This window comes from Comamonas sp. GCA5 (assembly GCF_036541385.1).
Classification (GTDB): domain Bacteria; phylum Pseudomonadota; class Gammaproteobacteria; order Burkholderiales; family Burkholderiaceae_C; genus Comamonas; species Comamonas aquatica.
Window position 1 is genome coordinate 76,602 of sequence record NZ_JAZHFR010000001.1, and the last position, 21,473, is coordinate 98,074.

Consider the following 21,473-nt stretch of genomic DNA (forward strand, 5'->3'; position numbering starts at 1 on the left):
CGTTTTCCGCACAAGGTGACACGATGAAAAGCAATTCCAACCCATCCACCGCGCTGTGGCGCCGCACCGGCCTGAGCGCGGCCCTGGCCGCAGGCCTGCTGCTGGCCGGCTGTGCCAGCACCCAGGCCACGCACCCCCAGGACCCGTATGAGGGCTACAACCGGGCCATGACCTCGTTCAACGACTCGGTCGACAAGGCCGTGCTCAAGCCCGCCGCCACCGCCTACCAGACGGTCACGCCCCAGCCGGTGCGCACCGGCGTGACCAACTTCTTCGGCAACCTGGGTGACCTGTGGTCCATGGTCAACCATGCGCTGCAAGGCAATGGCGAGAAGGCCTACAACCACATGGTGCGTTTCACCACCAACACCGTGCTGGGGATCGGCGGCCTGCTGGACATCGCCACCGAGATGCGGGTCGAACGTGACAAGCAGGACTTCGGCCTGACCCTGGCCAGCTGGGGCGTCAAGCCCGGCCCCTACCTGGTGCTGCCCTTCCTGGGCCCCTCGACCGTGCGCGACACCGTGGCCATGCCTGCCGACTCGTGGGGACACCCGGTGGACCGCATGCACCCGGTGTCGCACCGCAACAGCCTGCTGGGTCTGCGCCTGGTTGACGCCCGCGCCAACCTGCTGGGTGCCACCGACACGCTGGATGCCGCGGCCCTGGATCGCTACACCCTGATGCGGGATTTCTATTTGAAACAGCGGGATCCCGCCAGCCGCCAGCACAATGACGACAACGCTGGTCGCGTAGAGAGCTACGACGACTGAGTGCAAGAAACCAGGGCCGTGGGCCCTGGTGCGAAAGGATGATTGGATGATGCAACGCCGTACCTTGGCTGCCCTGCTGGCGGCCACCACCGCCCTCTGGATGGCCACTCCCAGCTGGGCACAAGCCCCAGCGGAAGCGCCGGACGCGCTGGTCAAGCGCCTGTCGGCCGACCTTCTGGAGACCATCAAGGCCGATCCAGAGCTGCGCAAGGGCAACATCGCGCGCATTTCCCAGGTGGTGGACACCACCGTGATGCCGCATGTGAATTTCCGCCGCATGACCTCGGCCGCCGTGGGCCCGCAGTGGCGCCAGGCCACGCCCGCGCAGCGTGACCGCCTGCAGCAGGAGTTCAAGCTGATGCTGATCCGCACCTATGCTGGCGCCCTCAAGCAGGTCAGCGACCAGCGCGTCGAGGTCAAGCCCCTGCGCGCCGCGCCCGGCGACAAGGACGTGCTGGTGCGCACCGAGGTGCATGGCAAGGGTGAGCCCGTGCAACTGGACTTCCGCCTGGAGAACACCGACGGCAAGGCCTGGAAGATCTACAACCTGAACGTGCTGGGCGTGTGGATGGTGGAAACCTACCGCACCCACTTCGCGCAGGAGCTCAACAAGGGCGGCATTGACGGCCTGATCACGGCCCTGTCCAGCCGCACCATGGCCGCCGACGCGCAGGCCAGCAAGTAAATCCGCCATGTCCTCTACGATTGCCCTTCCTTCCGTGCTGAATGCCGATGTGGCCGTGCAGGCCCAGGCGCAGCTGCGCCAGCAAATCCAGGCGCTGCCTCAGGGCACGCCGGTGGTGCTGGACGCGGCGGCGGTGCAGTCGTTCGACTCGGCGGGTCTGGCCCTGCTGCTGGCCTGCCGCCGTGTGGCGCTGGCCCGTGGCAGCCGCCTGCAGGTCCAGGGCTGGCCGGCCAGCCTGCGGGCGCTGGCGCAGGTCTATGGCGTCATGCCCCTGCTGGACCCCGACAGCGCAGAGGCCGCGGCCGCCTGAAGGCCTCTGCCGGCCGCAGTGGTCGGATCGCCATGCGGCCTTAGAATGTCAGGCTCTCATGCCAGCCATCTCCATCCAATCCATCTCCAAGACCTACGCCACCTCCCGGGGTGATTTCCACGCGCTGCGTGATGTCAGCCTAGACATTGCCGAGGGCGAGTTCTTTGGCTTGCTGGGCCCGAATGGCGCAGGCAAGACCACGCTCATCAGCATCCTGGCGGGGCTGACCAAGCCCAGCGCCGGGCGCATCACCGTCATGGGGCACGACGTGCAGGGCGACTTCGCCGCCGCACGCAAGCAGCTGGGCGTGGTGCCGCAGGAACTGGTGTTCGACCCCTTCTTCAACGTGCGCGAGACGCTGCGCCTGCAGTCGGGCTACTTCGGCGTCAAGCACAACGACGCCTGGATCGACGAGTTGCTGGAGAACCTGGGTCTGGCCGACAAGGCCACGGCCAACATGCGCCAGCTGTCCGGCGGCATGAAGCGCCGCGTGCTGGTGGCCCAGGCCCTGGTGCACAAGCCGCCGATCATCGTGCTGGACGAACCCACGGCCGGCGTGGACGTGGAGCTGCGCCAGACGCTGTGGCACTTCATCGCCCAGCTCAACAAGCAGGGCCACACGGTGCTGCTGACCACGCACTACCTGGAAGAGGCCGAGGCCCTGTGCAACCGCATCGCCATGCTCAAGCAAGGCCAGGTGGTGGCGCTGGATGCCACGTCCAACCTGCTCAAGACCGCCTCGGCGAACGTGCTGCAGTTCAAGACCGACGATGCCCTGCCGGCCGAGCTGGCCCCCGTGGCCCGCGTCACCGGGCGCGTGGTGCAACTGCCGGCCCAGGGGCCGCACGACATCGAGCGCTTCTTGGCGACGCTGCGCCAGGCGCAGGTGGTCATGGAAGACATGGAAATCCGCCGTGCCGACCTGGAGGACGTGTTCCTGCAGGTCATGAAGGGAGCCGCGTGATGCAGGGCTGGACCTCGCTGTTCTACAAGGAAATCCTGCGTTTCTGGAAGGTGAGCTTCCAGACCGTGGCCGCCCCCGTGCTCACGGCCGTGCTGTACCTGCTGATCTTCGGCCATGTGTTGGAAGACCATGTGCAGGTCTTCGACGGCGTGGGCTACACCGCCTTCCTGGTGCCCGGTCTGGTGATGATGAGCGTGCTGCAAAACGCTTTCGCCAACAGCTCCTCCAGCCTGGTGCAGAGCAAGATCATGGGCAGCGTGGTGTTCATCCTGCTGACACCGCTGTCGCACTGGGCCTGGTTCATGGCCTTTGTGGGCGCCTCCATCGTGCGCGGCCTGGTCGTGGGCCTGGGCGTGTACGTGGTCACCCTGTGGTTCACCCCGCCGGTGGCAGCGGCGCCGCTGTGGATCTTTGTGTTCGCCTTTCTGGGTGCGGCGCTGCTGGGCACGCTGGGCCTGATCGCCGGGCTGTGGGCCGACAAGTTCGACCAGATGGCGGCGTTCCAGAACTTCCTGATCATGCCCATGACCTTCCTGTCCGGGGTGTTCTATTCCATCCAGTCGCTGCCACCGTTCTGGCAGCAGGTCAGCCACCTGAACCCGTTCTTCTACATGATTGACGGATTCCGCTACGGCTTCTTCGGCCAGAGCGACGTGTCGCCCTGGGTGAGCCTGTCCATCGTCGGCGTGGCCTGGCTGGTGGTCAGCGCCCTGGCCGTGCACCTGCTGCGCATTGGCTACAAAATCCGCCATTGAGCCCACTTCGGCGTGCAGCCTGGTGCTGCACGCCACCGTATTTGGCGGCAGCGCAGGCGCTGCGGCCCAGAGAAATGTATGACCGCTGACCAACTTCAATCCATCATCCGCGCCGGCCTGGCCTGCGAGCACCTGACCGTGGAAGGGGATGGCCGCCACTGGTATGCCACCATCGTGTCCGCCGAGTTCGAGGGCAAGCGCCTGCTGGCGCGCCAGCGCCTGGTGTATGCCACGCTGGGCGACCGCATCAAGACCGACGAGGTGCATGCGCTGTCCATGAAGACCTACTCCCCGGCAGAATGGGCGAATGCCCCGTCTGAGTGATCATCATTTCATAGCTGTTGGCGCTTGCCCCACAAGGGCTGGAGCCTGATTTCTTCAAATACTCTGATTCAAGGCTCCCACGCCATGGACAAACTCCTCATCCGCGGTGGCCGTGCCTTGCACGGTGAAGTGCACATCTCCGGCGCCAAGAACGCCGCCCTGCCAGAACTGTGCGCCGCCCTGCTGACCGCCCAGCCCGTCACCCTGCACAACGTGCCACGTCTGCAGGACGTGAACACCATGCTCAAGCTGATTCGCAACATGGGCGTGACGGCCGAGCGCGACGAGCATGGCACCGTGCAGCTGAATGCCGGTGCGCTGAACAACCCCGAAGCCCCGTACGAGCTGGTCAAGACCATGCGCGCCTCGGTGCTGGCCCTGGGCCCGCTGCTGGCGCGCTTTGGCCGCGCCAAGGTGTCGCTGCCCGGTGGTTGCGCCATCGGCTCGCGCCCTGTGGACCAGCACATCAAGGGCCTGCAGGCCATGGGTGCGCTGATTAGCGTGGAAAACGGCTACATGCACGCCAGCCTGCCCGCGGGCTGGACGCGGCTGAAGGGCGCGCACATCACCACCGACATGGTGACCGTGACCGGCACGGAAAACTTCCTGATGGCCGCGGCGCTGGCCGAGGGCGAGACGGTGCTGGAAAACGCCGCCATGGAGCCCGAAATCACCGATCTGGCCGAAATGCTGATCAAGATGGGCGCGCAGATCAGCGGCCACGGCACCAGCCGCATCGTGATCCGCGGTGTGGACGCGCTGCACGGCTGTGAACACGCCGTGGTGGCTGACCGCATCGAGGCCGGCACCTTCCTGTGCGCCGTGGCGGCCACGGGCGGCGAGGCGTTCCTGCGCCACGGCCGTGCCGACCACCTGGGCGCCGTCATCGACAAGCTGGTGGACGCCGGTGCGCAGGTGCAGGCCGAGGACGGTGGCATCCGCATCCGCAGCCAGGGCCGCCTGAAGGCGCAGAGCTTCCGCACCACGAATACCCGGGTTTCCCGACCGACATGCAGGCGCAGTTCATGGCGCTGAACCTGGTGGCCGAGGGCACCAGCACGGTCACCGAGACGATTTTTGAAAACCGCTTCATGCACGTCAACGAGATGCTGCGCCTGGGTGCGCACATCACCACCGACGGCCGCCTGGCGACCGTGGTCGGCGGCGTGCCCCTGAGCGGTGCCACTGTGATGGCCACGGACCTGCGCGCCTCGGCCAGCCTGGTGATCGCCGGCCTGGTGGCCAAGGGCGAGACCCTGGTGGACCGCATCTACCACCTGGACCGTGGCTACGACTGCATGGAAGCCAAGCTGCGCGGCCTGGGCGCCGATATTGAAAGAGTGTCGCAATGAGCATCACCATCGCCCTGTCCAAGGGCCGCATCTTCGAAGAAACCGTGCCCCTGCTGGCCGCGGCCGGCATCGTGGTCACGGAAGACGTGGACAAGTCGCGCAAGCTGATTTTCGACACCACCAACCCCGAGGTGCGGGTGGTGCTGGTGCGCGCCTCCGACGTGCCGGTGTACGTGCAGTACGGCGGTGCGGACCTGGGCGTGTCGGGCCTGGACTCGCTGATCGAGCACGGCGGCCAGGGCCTGTACCAGCCGCTGGACCTGCAGATCGCCAAGTGCCGCGTCAGCGTGGCCGTGCGCAAGGGCTTTGACTACCAGCACGCCGTCAAGCAGGGCGCACGCCTGAAGGTGGCCACCAAGTACTCCACGATCGCGCGCGACTTCTTTGCCGAAAAAGGCGTGCACGTGGACATGATCAAGCTCTACGGCTCCATGGAGCTGGCGCCGCTGACCGGCATGGCCGATGCCATCGTCGACCTGGTGTCCACCGGCAACACGCTCAAGGCCAACGACCTGGTCGAGGTCGAACCCATCATGGACATCAGCTCGCGCCTGGTGGTCAACCAGGCCTCGCTCAAGCTCAAGCAGCGGACCCTGCGCCCCATCCTCGATGCCTTCGCGCAGGCGGTTGCCGCCAAGAACCCCTGATTCCCTTTCCCCACTGTCACCGTCCAAGCACTATGGAAATCGCAGCTACTCCCCTCCGTCTGTCCACCGCGGATGCCAATTTCGAGCATGATTTTGCGCAGCGCCTGCATTGGTCGGCCGACACGGATGCTGCGATCGAGCAGCGCGTGGCCGACATCCTGGCCGACGTGCAGCAACGCGGCGATGCCGCTGTGCTGGAATACACCGCGCGCTTCGACGGCCTGCCTGCCGACGGCATGGCCGCGCTGGAGTTGAACCAGGCGGAACTGAAGGCCGCCTTCGACAGCCTGCCCGCCGTGCAGCGCGAGGCCTTGGAGTCCGCCGCGCGCCGCGTGCGCAGCTACCACGAGGCGCAGAAGAAGGCCAACGGCGAAAGCTGGAGCTACCGCGACGAGGACGGCACCTTGCTGGGCCAGAAGGTCACGCCGCTGGACCGCGTGGGCATCTACGTGCCCGGCGGCAAGGCGGCCTACCCCTCCAGCGTGCTGATGAACGCCATCCCGGCCCATGTGGCCGGTGTGCCCGAGATCATCATGGTCGTGCCCACCCCCAAGGGCGAGAAGAACGCGCTGGTGCTGGCCGCCGCCTATGTGGCCGGCGTCACCCGCGCCTTCACCATCGGGGGGGCCCAGGCCGTGGCGGCCCTGGCCTACGGCACGGCCACCGTGCCCAAGGTGGACAAGATCACCGGCCCCGGCAACGCCTACGTGGCCAGCGCCAAGAAGCGCGTGTTTGGCCTGGTCGGCATCGACATGATTGCCGGCCCCTCGGAAATTCTGGTGCTGGCCGATGGCAGCACGCCGCCCGAATGGGTGGCCATGGACCTATTCAGCCAGGCCGAGCACGACGAGCTGGCCCAGTCCATCCTGCTGTGCCCCGATGCCGCCTACATCGACGCGGTGCAGGCCGCCATCGACCGCCTGCTGCCCGAGATGCCCCGCCAGGCCATCATCGCCAAGAGCCTCAACGACCGTGGCGCACTGATCCTGACGCGCGACATGGACGAGGCCTGCGCCATCTCCAACCGCATCGCGCCCGAACACCTGGAAGTCTCCAGCAACGATCCGCACCGCTGGGAGCCGGCGCTCAAGCACGCCGGCGCCATCTTCCTGGGGGCCTACACCAGCGAATCGCTGGGCGACTACTGCGCCGGCCCCAACCACGTGCTGCCCACCAGCGGCACGGCGCGTTTCTCCTCGCCCCTGGGGGTCTACGACTTCCAGAAGCGCAGCAGCCTGATCGAAGTCAGTGAGCAGGGCGCCCAGGTGCTGGGCCAGATCGCCTCGGTGCTGGCGCATGGCGAGGGCCTGCAGGGCCACGCCCGTGCCGCCGAGATGCGTTTGAAATAAAACGCGCGCCGCAAGGTGTGTCCCAGCCGTGGCAGGTCCACGGCTTTTTTTCGCCCGTTCGGTGGTGGCTGGCACGCACGCTGCGCCCGCGTGTCCCACAGCTGCCTACCGTCGCGCGGCATCTGCCATCCGCCTGGCGGCTGCGCGCCGCCTCCAGCGACCGCCAGGGGACTCGCCAGCCTCTGTCCGCTTATGTCGGCGTACCACTGCCGGGTGGCAGCAGCACCCAGCGCACCAGGGCCGGCGCTTGCCTCTGCGCACCCAGGTACAGCCGGGCGGGGCCCGGGCAGTACAGGCGCTGGCCGGCTTCGGCAAACCGGTCGTTCAGCAGGTCTTGCTGCGTGAGCCACAGCCGGCCCTGCTGGCATTCCAGCACCGCCATCCGGCCTTTGGGAATTCGCAAGGCCTGCACCGTACCGGCTGCCTGCAAAGGCATAGGCTTCCAGGGCGGTGCTGGGGTGCAGGGTTCGGGGCCCAACCCGCCATCCCCACCGCCTGCCGGTGCCATGGGTGACGTGTGTCGGGTTGCGCGGGAGGGGAGGTGGATCGCATACATGCCGCCACTGTCGGGCAAGGCCACGGGCGGCAACAGCCGCAGTCCGGCGTGAAGCGGGCCGGTACAGGCGCAGGGCCTGGGCCTTCTGTGCTGCATGGCAGGCGGGGTATCTGTACTGTCGGCGGTGGCCGGGGGGGGTACAGAATGCCGGCATGAATTCCGCTGCCTCCCTTCCGTTGTATCTGCAGATTGCCGAACCCCTGGCCCAGTGCATACGCCAGGGCACCCTGGCGCGCGGTGACAAGCTGCCTTCGGTGCGGGCGCTGGCGCGCCAGCATGGCGTGGCACAGACCACGGTGGTGCAGGCCTTCCACTGGCTGGAAGATGCGCAACTGATCACGGCCCGCCCGCGCTCGGGCTTCTATGTGGCAGCGCGCCCGGCCCAGCTGCCGGAGCCCAGCACGGTCCAGCCCCTGCGCCGGCCGCGCGCGCTGTCCAAGGACTGGCTGGGGCAGCGTGTGCTGGGGCGCAAGCAGCCCGAGGGCATGCTGTCGTTCAGCAGCGGCACCCCGGGGCCGGACTTGCTGCAGACCGACCGCGTGCGCCGGGCCGTCACGCGCGCCGTGCAGCAGCACCGCCATCTGCTGTCCACCTACCCGGATGCCAGCGGCCACGAAGACGCACGCCGCGCCCTGGCCCGCTATGCGGTGGGCCTGGGGTGCAGCCTGGACCCGGAGCGCATCGTCATCACCGGGGGCTGCATGGACAGCGTGGCCCTGTGCCTGCGGGCGGTGACCCAGCCGGGCGACGTGGTGGCGCTGGAGTCGCCCACGCATTTTTCGTTTCTGGAGGTGCTGCAGTCGCTGCAGCTCAAGGCCCTGGAGATTCCCACGCACCCCCGCCATGGCCTGTCGGTGGACGCGCTGCAGCTGGCGCTCGACACCCAGCCGGTCAAGGCCCTGGTGCTGGTGCCCACCCTCAGCAATCCGCTGGGCAGCTGCATGCCGCAGGCCGAGCGCAAACGCCTGGTGCAGCTGGCGGCGCAGCATGGGCTGCCGGTGATCGAAGATGCCATCTATGCCGATCTGGCCGAGGGCGATGCCATGCGCCGCACGCTCAAATCCTATGACAGCAGCGGCCAGGTGATGCTGTGCCATTCCTTTTCCAAGACGCTGGCGCCGGGCCTGCGCCTGGGCTGGCTGGAGGCCGGACGCTGGACGGCGCAGGTGCGCCACATCAAGGAAATGCAGGCCGGAGGCCAGTCGGCCGTGCTGGAGCTGGCGCTGGCCGACCTGATCACCCAGGCCGGCCACCATGCCGCCATGCGCCAGTTGCGCGCCGCGATTGCGGTGCGCGTGGACCAGGCGCGGCAGGTGATTGCCCAGTGTTTTCCGGCGGGCACACGGGTCAGCGATCCGCCGGGCGGGCTGCTGCTGTGGCTGGAGCTGCCGCAGGGCGTGGGCGCCGTGCAACTGCACGAAGCCTGTTTGGCCGAGCAGATCCTGATCCCGCCCGGGCGGCTGTTCGGTGCGGCCGGGCGTTTTCCGCAGGGCGTGCGGATTGGCCTGGGAGGCGACTGGACGGCGCAACATCTCGACGCCTTGCGCCGCGTGGGCGAGATTGCCCGGCATTTGCTGCGTAGCGCGGGCACGGTTTGACGGTGATCTGCTGTCACACGAATTTCGTGCAACACGAATTTCGTGTACGATGGGCGGCATGAAGAACGTCACCATCACCGTGGAAGACAGCGTGCTCGACTGGGCGCGCATCGAGGCAGCACGGCGCGGCACCAGTGTCTCGCGCATGCTGGGTGACTTCATGGCCGAGATGATGCAGCGCGAGGACGCCTACGAGCGCGCCTACCTGGCCTGGCGCACGGACGAGCGCAGCTGGCAGCAGGGCGCCCAGGCGCCTGCAAAATCCGTAGCGCGCAGCGCAAGCAGTCAGCGTGCTGCAGGCCAAAAAGATGCCAAATCCACCGCCCTGGGGGATGCCGCATGAACCCGGTGTTCGTCGATACCTCGGTCCTGATCGCGGTGGAGAACGTGGGCGGCGGCGCGCTGTATGCCGCCACGCTGGACTGGCTGGACCTGCTGTGGCGCCGCCGCAGCGGCCGCACCAGCTACCAGGCCCTGGTGGAGTTCTACGACCAGGTGACCACCGCCCCCCAACCCATGTCGCAGGGCGATGCGCGCGCGGCCATACGCCGCTACCAGACCTGGACCCCCTGGAAAACCGACAGCGCCACGCTGGAGACCGCGTGGGCCGTGCAGGCCCGCCACCAGCTCGACTTCGGCGATTGCCTGGCCGTGGCCTGCGCCCAGCACAGTGGCTGCGCGCAGATGCTGAGCCTGCACCTGCCGCATGGCGCGGAATTTGGCGGCGTGACCGTGGTGCACCCGCTGCAGCAGGCCGCACCGGCCGTGGAAGGAGCCTGAGCGCCCCCAGACCATGGCAGCCCGTGCCATGCCGGCCAACGCAGGTTCCCGCAAGAAAGTAAGACGATGACAGTGCCAGAGACCCAGCAACGAGCCATGCAACGCATTCGCGCCGATGTGCGCGCCATGTCGGCCTACCACGTGCAGCCCGCCCAGGGCCTGCTGAAGATGGACACCATGGAGAACCCCTTCCGCCTGCCGGCTGCGCTGCAGCAGGCGCTGGGCGCGCGCCTGGGCGCACTCGAGATCAACCGCTACCCTGGCGAGCGCCTGGACGTCCTCAAGCAGATGCTGGCCGACTACGCTGGCGCGCCCGTCGGCAGCGCCGTGCTGCTGGGCAATGGCTCGGACGAAATCATCACCCTGCTGGCGCTGGCCACGGCCCAGCCCACCGCGGGCGGCCGCGCCACCATGCTGGCGCCCATGCCCGGCTTCGTGATGTACCCGCTGAGCGCCCAGTTGCAGGGCCTGGACTTCGTGGGCGTGAACCTGACGCCGGATTTCGAGCTGGACCTGCCCGCCCTGCAGGCGGCGATTGCGCAGCACCGGCCCGCCATCACCTACATCGCCTACCCCAACAACCCCACGGCCACGCTGTGGCCCGAAGACCAGGTGCAGGCGGTGATCGACGCCGTCGGCGCCATCGGCGGCCTGGTGGTCATGGACGAGGCCTACCAGCCGTTTGCCAGCCGCAGCTGGATCCGCAACATGCAGGCCGACCCGGCGCGCAACGCCCACGTGCTGCTGATGCGCACGCTGTCCAAGTTCGGCCTGGCCGGCGCGCGCCTGGGCTACCTGATCGGCCCCGCCGCCCTGGTCAACGAGCTGGACAAGGTGCGCCCGCCCTACAACATCAGCGTGCTGAACTGCGAAACCGCCATCTTTGCACTGGAACACGCCGCGCTGTACGCTGAGCAGGCCGCCACCATCCGTGCCGAGCGCCAGCCGCTGATTGACGCCCTGACCGCGCTGGACGGCGTGGACAAGGTCTGGCCGTCCGAAGCCAACATGGTGCTGCTGCGCGTGCGCAATGCCGCCGCCGCGCAGGCCGCCATGAAGGCCCGGGGCGTGCTGGTGAAGAATGTCTCGGCCATGCACCCGCTGCTGGCCAACTGCCTGCGTCTGACCGTGGGCACCCGTGAAGAAAATGCCCAGATGCTGGCAGCCCTGAAGGAATCGTTATGAGCAACGCCCTCGTGCCCTCCACCGCCCCCGCCACCGCCGAGGGCCACCACCCCCGCGTCGCCGAAGTGCAGCGCAATACCGCCGAAACCCGCGTGCAGGTGCGCGTGGACCTCGACGGCAGCGGCAAGGCGCGGCTGAACTCCGGCATCGGCTTTCTGGACCACATGCTGGACCAGATCGCGCGCCACGGCCTGATCGACCTGGACATCGAGTGTGCGGGCGACCTGCACATCGATGGCCACCACACCGTGGAAGACATCGGCATCACCCTGGGCCAGGCCTTTGCCAAAGCCGTGGGCGACAAGAAGGGCATCCGCCGCTACGGCCATGCCTACGTGCCGTTGGACGAGGCCCTGAGCCGCGTGGTGATCGACTTCTCGGGCCGCCCTGGCCTGCACCTGGACTGCAAGTTCACCGCCGGCCGCATCGGCGAGCTGGACACGCAGCTGGTCTACGAGTTCTTCCAGGGCTTCGTGAACCACGCTGGGGTGACGCTGCACATCGACAACCTCAAGGGCTTCAACGCCCACCACCAGTGCGAGACCATCTTCAAGGCCTTCGCCCGGGCCCTGCGCTTTGCGCTGGAGCGCGACGAGCGCATGGCCGGCGTGATCCCCTCGACCAAGGGCAGTCTCTGAACAATGTGAGCGGCTTGCGCTGGTGAAACCTGGGTTTCCAAGCCAAAGCCTGCTGAAAACCAGCAACAACCAGCGCAAAGTGCTATGAGTTCCATGAACAACACCGTGGCCGTGGTCGATTACGAAATGGGCAACCTGCGCTCGGTCTCGCAGGCCGTGCTGCATGCGGCCGCCGGGACCGACGTGCGCGTCATCGTCACCCAGGACCCGGCCGAGGTGCGCGCCGCCGGCCGCATCGTGCTGCCTGGCCAGGGCGCCATGCGCGACTGCATGGCCGCGCTGAAGGCCTCGGGCCTGCAGGCGGCGGTGCTGGAAGCCGCCGCCACCAAGCCGCTGTTCGGCGTGTGCGTGGGTATGCAGATGCTGCTGGACCACAGCGAAGAGGGCGACACCCCGGCGCTGGGCCTGATCCCCGGGGTGGTGCGCCGCTTTGACCTGGTCGGCCGCACCCAGCCCGACGGCAGCCGCTACAAGGTGCCGCAGATGGGCTGGAACCAGGTCGTGCCCACAGCCCCCGGCGGCGTGCGCCATGCCATGTGGGACGGCATCCCCGATGGGGCCTACTTCTACTTTGTGCACAGCTTTTATGCGCAACCCGCTGACGCCGCGCATTGCGCCGCTGAGACAGATTACGGGGGGCGGTTTGCATCCGCCATCGCACGCGATAAGATTTTTGCCACGCAGTTCCACCCCGAGAAGAGCGCAGACCACGGCATCCAGCTGTACCGCAACTTCCTGCACTGGAACCCGTAAGCACCGATTTCTTCAACCCTGGCCACTTCACCCTGAGGCCAACTCTTAGGCAAAGCCCTTAGCCCATCATGCTGCTGATTCCCGCCATCGACCTCAAAGACGGCCAATGCGTCCGACTCAAACAAGGTGACATGGACCAATCCACCACGTTCGGTGACCCTGCTGACATGGCCCGCAAGTGGCTGGAAGCCGGCGCCCGCCGTCTGCACCTGGTGGACCTGAACGGTGCCTTTGCCGGACAGCCCAAGAATCTGGCGGCCATCAAGGCGATCCTGAAGGCCGTGGACGGTGAAATCCCCGTGCAGCTGGGTGGCGGCATCCGCGACCTGGACACCATCGAGAAGTACCTCGACGCGGGCCTGGAGTACGTCATCATCGGCACCGCCGCGGTGAAGAACCCCGGCTTCCTGCAGGACGCCTGCAGCGCCTTTGGCGGCCACATCATCGTCGGCCTGGATGCCAAGGACGGCAAGGTCGCCGTTGACGGCTGGAGCAAGCTGACCGGCCAGGACGTGATCCCCACGGCCAAGCGCTTCGAGGACTGGGGCGTGGAATCCATCATCTACACCGACATCGGCCGCGACGGCATGCTGTCGGGCATCAACATCGACGCCACGGTCAAGCTGGCGCAGTCGGTGCGCATTCCTGTGATCGCCTCGGGCGGCCTGGCCAGCATCCAGGACATCGAAGCCCTGTGCGCCGTCGAGGACGAGGGCATCGAGGGCGTGATCTGCGGCCGTGCCATCTACACCGGTGACCTGGACTTTGCCGCGGGCCAGAAGCTGGCCGACCAGCTCAACGGTGGCGACGAAGAAGACGCCGGATGAACCCGTCCCCCGCCGCGCGCGAAGTCTGGCGCGGCCTGCGCTGCACGCGCATCACCCTGCCCCATGGCGACAGCGTGCGGGTGTCTGATTTCGGCGCCCAGGTGCTGTCCTGGAACGCCCGGGGGCAGGAGCGCATGTTCCTGTCCGAGCGCGCTGTGCTGGATGGCACGGCCGCCATCCGGGGCGGTGTGCCTGTGTGCTTTCCCCAGTTCAACCAGCGCGGCCCGCTGCCCAAGCATGGCCTGGCGCGGCGGACCACCTGGGACTGGCTGGGGGCCGAGGTGCAGGGCCATGCCGTCACCGCGCGCTGGCAGTGGGCGGCCGCCGCGCCGCTGCACCCGGACTTTCCCCATGCCCTGCAGGCCGAGTTGGCGGTGACGCTGTTACCCGACACTCTGCAGATCACGCTGTCGGCCACCAACACCGGCAGCACCGCCTTGGCCTTCACCGGCGCGCTGCACACCTACCTGGCCGTGCAGGGGGCCGACATCGCCGCCCTGCACGGCCTGGACGGCGCGGCCTGCTGGGATGCGGCCCACCACTTTGCACCGCAGGTGCAGGCCGGCGCCGTGGCGCTGGGCGCCGAGGTGGACCGCGTCTACGCCCGCCCCGCCCAGCCGCTGGAGCTGCGCGATGCGGCCGGCACGCTGCGCATCCACCAGGATGCGGCCTGGCCCGAGACCGTGGTCTGGAACCCCGGCCCCGCCCTGTGCGAGACCCTGGCGGACCTGCAGGGCGCCGACTGGATGCGCATGCTGTGCGTGGAAGCCGCCGCCATCAACCAGCCCGTGGCCCTGCACCCGGGGCAGCGCTGGCAGGCGGCCCAAACTTTGCAGGTGGTCGCCTGAGGGGCGGTCGCCGGTGTTCGCTGTTCAACCGATAGAAAAAGTCTTTTCATGCTCGCCAAACGCATCATTCCTTGCTTGGACGTCACCGGGGGCCGCGTGGTCAAGGGGGTCAACTTTCTGGAACTGCGCGACGCGGGCGACCCGGTGGAGATCGCCGCGCGCTACAACGCCCAGGGTGCGGACGAGCTGACCTTCCTGGACATCACCGCCACCAGCGACGGGCGCGACCTGATCCTGCCCATCATCGAAGCCGTGGCCAGCCAGGTCTTCATCCCGCTGACCGTGGGCGGCGGTGTGCGCAGCGTGGAAGACGTACGCCGCCTGCTGAACGCGGGGGCGGACAAGACCAGCTTCAACTCCGCCGCCATCGCCAACCCCGACACCATCAACGCCTGCAGCGACAAGTACGGCGCGCAGTGCATCGTCGTGGCCATCGACGCCAAGCGCCGCACGCCCGAGGACGAGCAGCGCATCGGCCCCGGCGGCACGCCCATGGGCCCGGGCTGGGACGTGTACAGCCACGGCGGGCGCAAGAACGTGGGCCTGGACGTGGTGCGCTGGGCCACCGAGATGGCGCAGCGCGGCGCCGGTGAGATCTTGCTGACCAGCATGGACAAGGACGGCACCAAGAGCGGGTTCGACCTGGCGCTGACTCGCGCGGTGAGCGATGCCGTGGGCGTGCCCGTGATCGCCTCGGGCGGCGTGGGCACCCTGGACCACCTGGCCGACGGCGTGCAGCAGGGCGGCGCCGATGCGGTGCTGGCCGCCAGCATCTTCCACTATGGCGAATACACGGTGCAGCAGGCCAAGCAGCGCATGCGCGAGCGTGGCATTCCCGTGCGCCTGTGAGTGGGGCGGCCCTGCCGGAGGCTGGGCGGCAGCGTGCGGCGGCGGCGATGGATGCCGCAGGTGCCGGGTCCGCAACGCTCCACGGTGGCGCGCGGCGGCATCACTGTTGAAATAAATGAGCGGCTGGCGCTGGTTCTATCAGTGTTGGCCATGGATTAATCGTTGAAAGTGGCTGCCTGCCTGCGCAGGCAGCTATACAAACAGGAATGACTATGAGCTGGCTCGACCAAGTCAAATGGGACGCCCAGGGCCTGGTGCCCGTGATTGCACAGGAACAGGCCACGGGCGACGTGGTGATGTTCGCCTGGATGAACCGCGAGGCGCTGCAGCAGACGGCCGAGCTGGGCCGCGCCGTGTACTTCAGCCGCTCGCGCAACAAGCTGTGGGCCAAGGGCGAGGAGTCCGGCCATGTGCAGACCTTGCACGAGCTGCGCATCGACTGCGACAACGACGTCATCCTGCTCAAGATCACCCAGCAGGGCCACACGCCCGGCATCGCCTGCCACACCGGCCGCCACTCGTGCTTCTACAGCGTGCTGCGGGACGGCCAGTGGGTGGCCATCGATCCGGTCTTGAAAGATCCTGCCTCCATCTACAAATAAGCACCATGTCTGCACACAACCCTGCATCGGTCGAAGGCGCGCTGGCGCGTCTTGCGGCCGTCATCGAAAGCCGTAAAACTGTGAACGGCGGCGACCCCGACAAAAGCTATGTCGCGCGCCTGCTGCACAAGGGCCCCGACGCCTTTCTGAAGAAGATCGGCGAAGAGGCCACCGAGGTGGTCATGGCCGCCAAGGACGTGGACCATGGCGCCGACAAGGGCAAGCTGCTGTACGAGGTGGCGGATCTGTGGTTCCACTCCATGATTGCCCTGTCGCACTACGGGCTGACGCCCGCCGACGTCGTGGCCGAGCTGGAGCGCCGTGAAGGCACCAGCGGGCTGGAGGAAAAGGCTTTGCGCAAGGCCCAGGCACGGGCCGCGCAGGAAGGACACAGCGAGTGAACGATGACATCGTCGAAGTCCGCGCGGTCGACAAGGCCACGCTCGATGGCCTCAACGCCTGGGGCTGGGTCAGCTACCTGCTGCACCTGATCGTTGCGATTGCGGCGGTGGTGCCCGGGGCGCAGGTCAGCGTGGCGGTGCTGCTGATCGCGCTGGTCATCGACCTGGTCAAGCGCCCGGACGCCAGCGGCACCTGGCACGCCTCGCATTTCGCCTGGCGCATCCGCAGCGTGCTGTGGGCTGGCGTGCTGTACGTGCTCACCGCCCCGCTGTGGTTGTTGTTCTTCGTGCCCGGCTGGATCGCCTGGTGCGTGATCTCGCTGTGGTTCCTCTACCGCATCGTGCGCGGCATGGTCGCCATGAACCAGCAAGAGGCCCTGCCGCGCTGAGCGGCCATGGCCCAAGACCCCCGCCACCCATGAGCACCTCCCCCCCACAAGGACTGAATCTGGCGCTGCAGGGCGGGGGCTCGCATGGGGCCTTCACCTGGGGCGTGCTGGACGCGCTGCTGGAGGACGGGGGCTTTTGCTTTCCCGGCATCAGCGGCACCAGTGCCGGCGCCATGAACGCCGTGGCCGTGGCCCAGGGTTTTGCCACGGCCGCCCTGCAACACCCGGAGGACGACGCGGCCCGCCATGCGGCCGGCTGCAGCGCTGCGCGCAACGCCTTGCGCAAGCTGTGGGAGGGCGTGGGGGCCATGGGCAGCTTCACGCTGGGGGTGCCGGTGGCCAGCAACCCGCTGATGGGCATGATGTCGCAGTTCCTGTCGCCCTACCAGACCAACCCGCTGGACATCAATCCCTTGCGCCGGCTGCTGGAGCTGACGGTTGACTTCGCCCAGCTGCGCGCGGCCCTGTCGCACCCGGGCATGCCGCGGCTGTTTGTCTGCGCCACCAATGTGCGCACGGGCAAGGGCGAGATCTTCAGCGGCGAGCGCCTCAGCGCCGACGCTATCATGGCCTCGGCTTGCCTGCCGCAGCTGTACCAGGCGGTCGAGATCGACGGGCAGTACTACTGGGACGGCGGCTTTTCGGGCAACCCGGCCCTGTACCCGCTGATCTACCGCACCGACTGCCGCGACATGCTGCTGGTGCAGATCAACCCGATCGAGCACCATGAGCTGCCCGAGACGGCGGGCGACATCATGGAGCGCATGAACGAGGTGATGTTCAACGCCGGCCTGCTCAGCGAGCTGCGCGCCATCGACTTCGTGCGCCGCCTGCTGGCCGAGGGCCGCCTGGATGCCACGCGCTACAAGAGCGTGCTGATGCACCGCATCGACGGCGGCGCGGCCCTGAGCCACTTTGGCGCGGCCAGCAAATCGCGCGTGGACATGGGCTTCCTGCTGAAATTGTTTGCGCTGGGGCGCGCCCAGGGCCAGCAATGGGTGCATGATCACCGCCAGGACGTGGGCGTGCGCGAGACCCTGCAGATTGTGGACAATCCCTGACCGTGCACCCCGCACGCCCTGCACCTTCACCGAGAACCGAGAGTTGAGCCTTTGATGACCGAGCCCGCACTGACTGCGCACGACCCGAACTGCCTTTTCTGCAAGATCACCGCTGGCCAGATCCCCAGCCGCAAAGTGTACGAAGACGACACGCTGTTCGCCTTCCACGACATCCGCCCTGCGGCCCCGGTGCATTTCCTGATCGTGCCCAAGCAGCACATCCCCTCGATGGCCCAGGTCCGTCCGAGCGAGGAAGCCCTGCTGGGCAAGATGATGGCCCTGGCGCCCCAGCTGGCGCTGGAGCAGGGCTGCAACCCCTATCCCGAGGGCGGCTTCCGCATCGTGGTCAACACCGGGACCGAAGGCGGCCAGGAAGTGCACCACCTGCACCTGCACGTGATGGGTGGCCCCCGCCCCTGGAAGCACGGCTGATCGATTGCTGACACTGGATGACGGCGCGGCCTGCACCCGGGTGTTCTAAGGCCATCTGCGGCGCCAAGTTGCAGCCGCCCGTCTAAAATGACTTGTATTCGTTAGGAGAAATCTCATGGGAACGTTTTCCGTCTGGCACTGGCTGATCGTGCTGCTGATCGTGGTTTTGGTGTTCGGCACCAAGAAGCTCAAGAACCTGGGCGGTGACCTGGGGAGCGCTGTCAAGGGCTTCAAGGACGGCATGAAGGACGGCACCGCTGGTGACGCCACCGCCGACAAGGCCGCCGTGGCAGACCAGACCAAGGCCGATAAGAACACCATCGACGTCGACGCCAAGCAAAAGAGCTGATGCTTGAACATGGCTGCAAGCACCGACCAGGGGCGTTGGCATGATTGACATCGGGATCTCGAAGTTGGCGTTGATCGGCGCGGTGGCCCTGGTGGTCATCGGGCCTGAGAAGCTGCCGCGCGTGGCCCGCACGGTGGGTACCTTGCTGGGCAAGGCGCAGCGCTATGTGTCCGATGTCAAGGCCGAAGTCAACCGCTCCATGGAGCTCGACGAGCTCAAGAAGATGAAGGAGTCGGTGGAGACGGCGGCGCGCGATGTCGAGCAGACGGTGCACACGGCCTCCAGCGATTTTGAGAAAGACTGGCGCGAGGCCACCGATTTCGCCTCGGACTACGACAGCGGCACGTCGACCAGCGACTACGGCAGCTACGACAGCCGCAGTGCCGTGGCGCCGGTGTACAAGAATCCGGGCAAGAATTTCCGCCTCAAGCGCGGCGCCGTGCCGCGCTGGTACAAGGCGCGCGCCGGCGTGCGCACGCACGTGCAGTCGGGCGCTGCCCGGGTGGCACGCTTCAAGCCCAAGCGCTGAGCGCGGGTGTGGTGACGCAGCGCAGGGCCTGCCGCCGTGCGCTGCGGCTTTCTTTCCTGAATGGCCGGGCTGCGCAGCCCGGCGCTTTTTCCGACCATGTCTGACAAATCCACCAAAGACGACGAGCTGGCAGGCACCGAGCAGCCCTTTGTGCAGCACCTGATGGAGCTGCGGGACCGCCTGTTGTACTGCATTTACGGGATTGCCCTGGCGGTCGCGGTACTGGCGGTCTGGCCCGGACCGAACGGGCTGATCGATTTCATTGCCCACCCCATCAAGGCGCACATGCCGCCCGATGCCAAGCTGATTGCCGTGGGCGTGTTCTCGCCGTTCTTCGTGCCGCTGAAGGTGTTGATGATGGTGGGCATCCTGTCGGTGCTGCCCTGGATCATGTACCAGCTGTGGGCCTTCGTGGCGCCCGGCCTGTACACCCATGAAAAGAAGTTTGCCCTGCCGCTGATCGTGTTCGGCAGCCTGCTGGCCTACCTGGGCATCGCCTTCGTGCAGTTCTTCGTGCTGGACAAGATGTTCGGTTTCATCCAGGGCTTCACGCCCGAGAGCGTGGCAGCCACGCCCGACATCGCCTCGTACGTCGAGGCCATCCTGTCGCTGTACCTGGCCTTCGGCATGGCCTTCCAGGTGCCCATCGTGGTGATGCTGCTGGTGCGTTTCGGCATCGTGGACATCGCCAAGCTCAAGAGCTTCCGTGGCTACTTCATCGTGCTGGCCTTCGTCGTGGCCGCCGTGGTGACGCCGCCCGACGTGATCTCGCAGCTGGCGCTGGCCATCCCGATGTGCGTGCTGTACGAGGTCGGTATTGTCGCCGCCGGCTGGTTCGCCAAGTCGTCCAAGAAGCCCGAGGACGACGAGGCCGAAGCGGCCACGGACTGATTCCTTACCCACCCTTGGTGGGGATGCAAAAAGCCCGCCCACCTGGATGGTGGGCGGGCTTTTTTGTGGGCGGATGCTGTCTGAAAAAGGAGCGCTGGGCGCTGGTATTCAGAGGTCTTCCAAGTGTTTTGTGGTGGAAATGGCCTGCCGGCAAGCGGCAGGCGCTCTGCTTTTTGAATGCAGTCTCAGCGGCGGGCGCGTTGCGGTGCCGGGCGCACGCCGGGGGTGATGCTCAGCGTGGTCTCGCTGCCATTGCGCAGCACGGCAAACTCCGCCACCTGGCCGGGGGGCAGGGCGGCCACGGCGGTCATCATCTCAGCCACATTGCGCACGACCTGGCCCTGGACGGCGGTGATCACGTCCCCGGGCAGCATCCCGGCGCGCGCGGCCGGTGCGTCCTGCAGCACGCCGGTGATGATCACGCCCTGGGAGGCCTTGGCGCCAAAGGTTTCGGCCAGCTCCGGCGACAGCTCGTTGGGCTCCACGCCAATCCAGCCGCGCGTGACCTTGCCGTCCTTGACGAGCCCGTCCAGCACCAGCTTGGCGATGGAGACGGGGATGGCAAAGCCGATGCCCATGCTGCCGCCCGAGCGCGAGTAGATGGCGGTGTTGATGCCCAGCAGGTTGCCGTTCACATCCACCAGCGCGCCGCCGGAGTTGCCGGGGTTGATGGCCGCATCGGTCTGGATGAAGTTCTCGAAGGTGTTTATGCCCAGCTCCTTGCGGCCCAGGGCGCTGACGATGCCGCTGGTCACGGTCTGGCCCACGCCAAACGGGTTGCCGATGGCCAGCACCGTGTCGCCGACCACGGCGTGGTCCGAGTTGCCCAGGACGATGACGGGCAGCTTGTCCAGCTCCACCTTCAGCACGGCCAGGTCGGTCTCGGGGTCGGTGCCGATGATGCTGGCGTTGGCCATGCGACCATCGGCCAGGGTCACGGCGATCTGGTCGGCGCCTTCGACCACGTGGTTGTTGGTCAGGATGTAGCCCGCCGGGCTGACGATGACGCCGCTGCCCAGGCCGGTCTGCTGCTGTGGGCCGACATCTCCGAAGAAGAACTGGAACCAGGGGTCGTTGCTGCGCGGGTGGCGCACTTCCTTGCTGGTGTTGATGCTGACCACGGCCGGCATGGCCTTCTGGGCCGCGGCGGCCAGGCTACCGGGGGCGAATTCGGTGCGCGGTTCGGAGGGCGCCTCCAGCAGGGAGATGCCGGCGCGGCTGTAGGTGGCGCCGCGCTGCAGCCAGCTGGGCTGCAGGGTCGCCACGATGAAATAGGCGGCCAGCAGGACGGTGACAGTCTGGGAGAACAAGAGCCAGTAACGCTTCATAGCAACAGGTGGGGAGGGGCAATGGTCTGAAAGCGTACGCGCAAATGCGAAGCCTTGGCGGGCGCTCGGGTGTGGGAGGTGCCGCTTTGGGGTTGTCATCGTGAAACAAGATGAACCCCCTCTATTTTGCGAATTCGCTTCGCGAAACGCGATGTGTGGGTAAACCCTTTTGGTGCAAACCCTAGAATGTTCGATCGACTGCGCCACACTGCGTTCGTTCTTGGACGGGCACACCCGCCCGCCCGAGGAAGCCGCGGCTTCTCACCGTGAAGTTGCCAGAACCGTCCGGTCTGCCTTT

27 protein-coding genes and 1 pseudogene are annotated in these 21,473 nt (G+C 67.1%); 26 read left to right on the forward strand and 2 right to left on the reverse strand.

The window, feature by feature from the left end; all coding sequences use genetic code 11:
* Positions 1-23 precede the first annotated feature (23 nt).
* The 9 genes and pseudogenes from SJH88_RS00345 (at position 24) to hisD (ending at position 7,159) form a co-directional block, all read left to right on the forward strand.
* On the forward strand, positions 24-773 hold the full coding sequence (locus SJH88_RS00345; RefSeq protein WP_274753294.1) for an MlaA family lipoprotein: 750 nt from the start codon (positions 24-26) through the stop codon (positions 771-773).
* Between the two features lie 46 nt (positions 774-819).
* Positions 820-1,458, forward strand: coding sequence for an MlaC/ttg2D family ABC transporter substrate-binding protein (locus tag SJH88_RS00350; protein WP_274753295.1), 639 nt, complete (start codon positions 820-822; stop codon positions 1,456-1,458).
* A gap of 7 nt (positions 1,459-1,465) precedes the next feature.
* The gene (locus SJH88_RS00355) at positions 1,466-1,768 is read left to right on the forward strand and encodes an STAS domain-containing protein (RefSeq protein ID WP_154164782.1); all 303 of its coding nucleotides are present in this window, start codon (positions 1,466-1,468) and stop codon (positions 1,766-1,768) included.
* A gap of 58 nt (positions 1,769-1,826) precedes the next feature.
* The gene (locus SJH88_RS00360; protein WP_042414308.1) at positions 1,827-2,732 is read left to right on the forward strand and encodes an ABC transporter ATP-binding protein; all 906 of its coding nucleotides are present in this window, start codon (positions 1,827-1,829) and stop codon (positions 2,730-2,732) included.
* Positions 2,732-3,487 carry an ABC transporter permease gene (locus SJH88_RS00365; RefSeq protein ID WP_042414306.1) on the forward strand — a complete coding sequence of 252 codons (756 nt, stop codon included), beginning with the start codon at positions 2,732-2,734 and terminating at the stop codon, positions 3,485-3,487. Before SJH88_RS00360 ends, SJH88_RS00365 begins: the two co-directional genes overlap by 1 nt.
* A 78-nt stretch (positions 3,488-3,565) precedes the next feature.
* The gene (locus SJH88_RS00370; RefSeq protein WP_270151257.1) at positions 3,566-3,811 is read left to right on the forward strand and encodes a BolA family protein; all 246 of its coding nucleotides are present in this window, start codon (positions 3,566-3,568) and stop codon (positions 3,809-3,811) included.
* Between the two features lie 84 nt (positions 3,812-3,895).
* A pseudogene (murA, locus tag SJH88_RS00375) lies at positions 3,896-5,163 on the forward strand (UDP-N-acetylglucosamine 1-carboxyvinyltransferase).
* Complete coding sequence (gene hisG, locus SJH88_RS00380) at positions 5,160-5,810, forward strand: ATP phosphoribosyltransferase (RefSeq protein WP_042414296.1); 651 nt, start codon at positions 5,160-5,162, stop codon at positions 5,808-5,810. Before murA ends, hisG begins: the two are co-directional and overlap by 4 nt.
* A gap of 32 nt (positions 5,811-5,842) precedes the next feature.
* Positions 5,843-7,159 (forward strand): histidinol dehydrogenase, encoded by a 1,317-nt coding sequence (hisD, locus tag SJH88_RS00385; RefSeq protein ID WP_154164779.1) that lies wholly within the window; start codon positions 5,843-5,845, stop codon positions 7,157-7,159.
* A 190-nt stretch (positions 7,160-7,349) separates the two neighbouring features.
* Here the strand turns inward: hisD and SJH88_RS00390 are convergent, their stop codons facing one another.
* Positions 7,350-7,595: a DUF2917 domain-containing protein gene (locus SJH88_RS00390; RefSeq protein ID WP_274753296.1), complete on the reverse strand. Its 246-nt coding sequence runs from the start codon at positions 7,593-7,595 to the stop codon at positions 7,350-7,352.
* 272 nt (positions 7,596-7,867) lie between these two features.
* Here SJH88_RS00390 and SJH88_RS00395 point away from each other — a divergent pair, with 272 nt between their 5' ends.
* The 17 genes from SJH88_RS00395 (at position 7,868) to tatC (ending at position 19,847) form a co-directional block, all read left to right on the forward strand.
* Positions 7,868-9,313, forward strand: a complete 1,446-nt coding sequence (locus tag SJH88_RS00395; RefSeq protein WP_234687603.1) for an aminotransferase-like domain-containing protein — start codon at positions 7,868-7,870, stop codon at positions 9,311-9,313.
* Positions 9,314-9,371: 58 nt separating this feature from the next.
* Positions 9,372-9,656 (forward strand): hypothetical protein, encoded by a 285-nt coding sequence (locus tag SJH88_RS00400; protein ID WP_042414345.1) that lies wholly within the window; start codon positions 9,372-9,374, stop codon positions 9,654-9,656.
* Positions 9,653-10,093 (forward strand): PIN domain-containing protein, encoded by a 441-nt coding sequence (locus tag SJH88_RS00405; protein ID WP_274753297.1) that lies wholly within the window; start codon positions 9,653-9,655, stop codon positions 10,091-10,093. The genes SJH88_RS00400 and SJH88_RS00405 overlap by 4 nt, the downstream gene beginning before the upstream one ends.
* A gap of 66 nt (positions 10,094-10,159) precedes the next feature.
* On the forward strand, positions 10,160-11,278 hold the full coding sequence (gene hisC / locus SJH88_RS00410; protein WP_274753298.1) for a histidinol-phosphate transaminase: 1,119 nt from the start codon (positions 10,160-10,162) through the stop codon (positions 11,276-11,278).
* Entirely contained in the window at positions 11,275-11,916 is a 642-nt protein-coding gene (gene hisB, locus SJH88_RS00415; RefSeq protein ID WP_042414277.1) for an imidazoleglycerol-phosphate dehydratase HisB, read from the forward strand. Before hisC ends, hisB begins: the two co-directional genes overlap by 4 nt.
* A gap of 84 nt (positions 11,917-12,000) precedes the next feature.
* Complete coding sequence (gene hisH / locus SJH88_RS00420) at positions 12,001-12,669, forward strand: imidazole glycerol phosphate synthase subunit HisH (protein ID WP_274753299.1); 669 nt, start codon at positions 12,001-12,003, stop codon at positions 12,667-12,669.
* A 68-nt stretch (positions 12,670-12,737) separates the two neighbouring features.
* A complete protein-coding gene (hisA, locus tag SJH88_RS00425) occupies positions 12,738-13,496 on the forward strand; it encodes a 1-(5-phosphoribosyl)-5-[(5-phosphoribosylamino)methylideneamino]imidazole-4-carboxamide isomerase (RefSeq protein ID WP_042414270.1) in 759 nt (252 codons plus the stop codon).
* Positions 13,493-14,344, forward strand: coding sequence for a D-hexose-6-phosphate mutarotase (locus SJH88_RS00430; protein ID WP_274753300.1), 852 nt, complete (start codon positions 13,493-13,495; stop codon positions 14,342-14,344). The genes hisA and SJH88_RS00430 overlap by 4 nt, the downstream gene beginning before the upstream one ends.
* A gap of 48 nt (positions 14,345-14,392) precedes the next feature.
* The gene (gene hisF / locus SJH88_RS00435) at positions 14,393-15,193 is read left to right on the forward strand and encodes an imidazole glycerol phosphate synthase subunit HisF (RefSeq protein WP_274753301.1); all 801 of its coding nucleotides are present in this window, start codon (positions 14,393-14,395) and stop codon (positions 15,191-15,193) included.
* Between the two features lie 212 nt (positions 15,194-15,405).
* Positions 15,406-15,795, forward strand: a complete 390-nt coding sequence (gene hisI, locus SJH88_RS00440; protein WP_274753302.1) for a phosphoribosyl-AMP cyclohydrolase — start codon at positions 15,406-15,408, stop codon at positions 15,793-15,795.
* A 5-nt stretch (positions 15,796-15,800) separates the two neighbouring features.
* Entirely contained in the window at positions 15,801-16,196 is a 396-nt protein-coding gene (locus SJH88_RS00445; RefSeq protein WP_042414257.1) for a phosphoribosyl-ATP diphosphatase, read from the forward strand.
* Positions 16,193-16,585: a DUF4870 family protein gene (locus tag SJH88_RS00450; protein WP_042414254.1), complete on the forward strand. Its 393-nt coding sequence runs from the start codon at positions 16,193-16,195 to the stop codon at positions 16,583-16,585. Before SJH88_RS00445 ends, SJH88_RS00450 begins: the two co-directional genes overlap by 4 nt.
* 29 nt (positions 16,586-16,614) lie before the next feature.
* Entirely contained in the window at positions 16,615-17,646 is a 1,032-nt protein-coding gene (locus SJH88_RS00455; RefSeq protein ID WP_274753303.1) for a patatin-like phospholipase family protein, read from the forward strand.
* A gap of 54 nt (positions 17,647-17,700) precedes the next feature.
* Entirely contained in the window at positions 17,701-18,078 is a 378-nt protein-coding gene (locus SJH88_RS00460; protein ID WP_042414249.1) for a histidine triad nucleotide-binding protein, read from the forward strand.
* Positions 18,079-18,193: 115 nt separating this feature from the next.
* A complete protein-coding gene (gene tatA / locus SJH88_RS00465) occupies positions 18,194-18,427 on the forward strand; it encodes a Sec-independent protein translocase subunit TatA (protein ID WP_042414246.1) in 234 nt (77 codons plus the stop codon).
* A gap of 40 nt (positions 18,428-18,467) precedes the next feature.
* Positions 18,468-18,956 (forward strand): Sec-independent protein translocase protein TatB, encoded by a 489-nt coding sequence (tatB, locus tag SJH88_RS00470; RefSeq protein WP_042414243.1) that lies wholly within the window; start codon positions 18,468-18,470, stop codon positions 18,954-18,956.
* 96 nt (positions 18,957-19,052) lie between these two features.
* A complete protein-coding gene (tatC, locus tag SJH88_RS00475; protein ID WP_043380490.1) occupies positions 19,053-19,847 on the forward strand; it encodes a twin-arginine translocase subunit TatC in 795 nt (264 codons plus the stop codon).
* A 185-nt stretch (positions 19,848-20,032) separates the two neighbouring features.
* Here the strand turns inward: tatC and SJH88_RS00480 are convergent, their stop codons facing one another.
* Positions 20,033-21,175, reverse strand: a complete 1,143-nt coding sequence (locus SJH88_RS00480) for a S1C family serine protease (protein WP_274753304.1) — start codon at positions 21,173-21,175, stop codon at positions 20,033-20,035.
* Between the last annotated feature and the right edge of the window lie 298 nt (positions 21,176-21,473).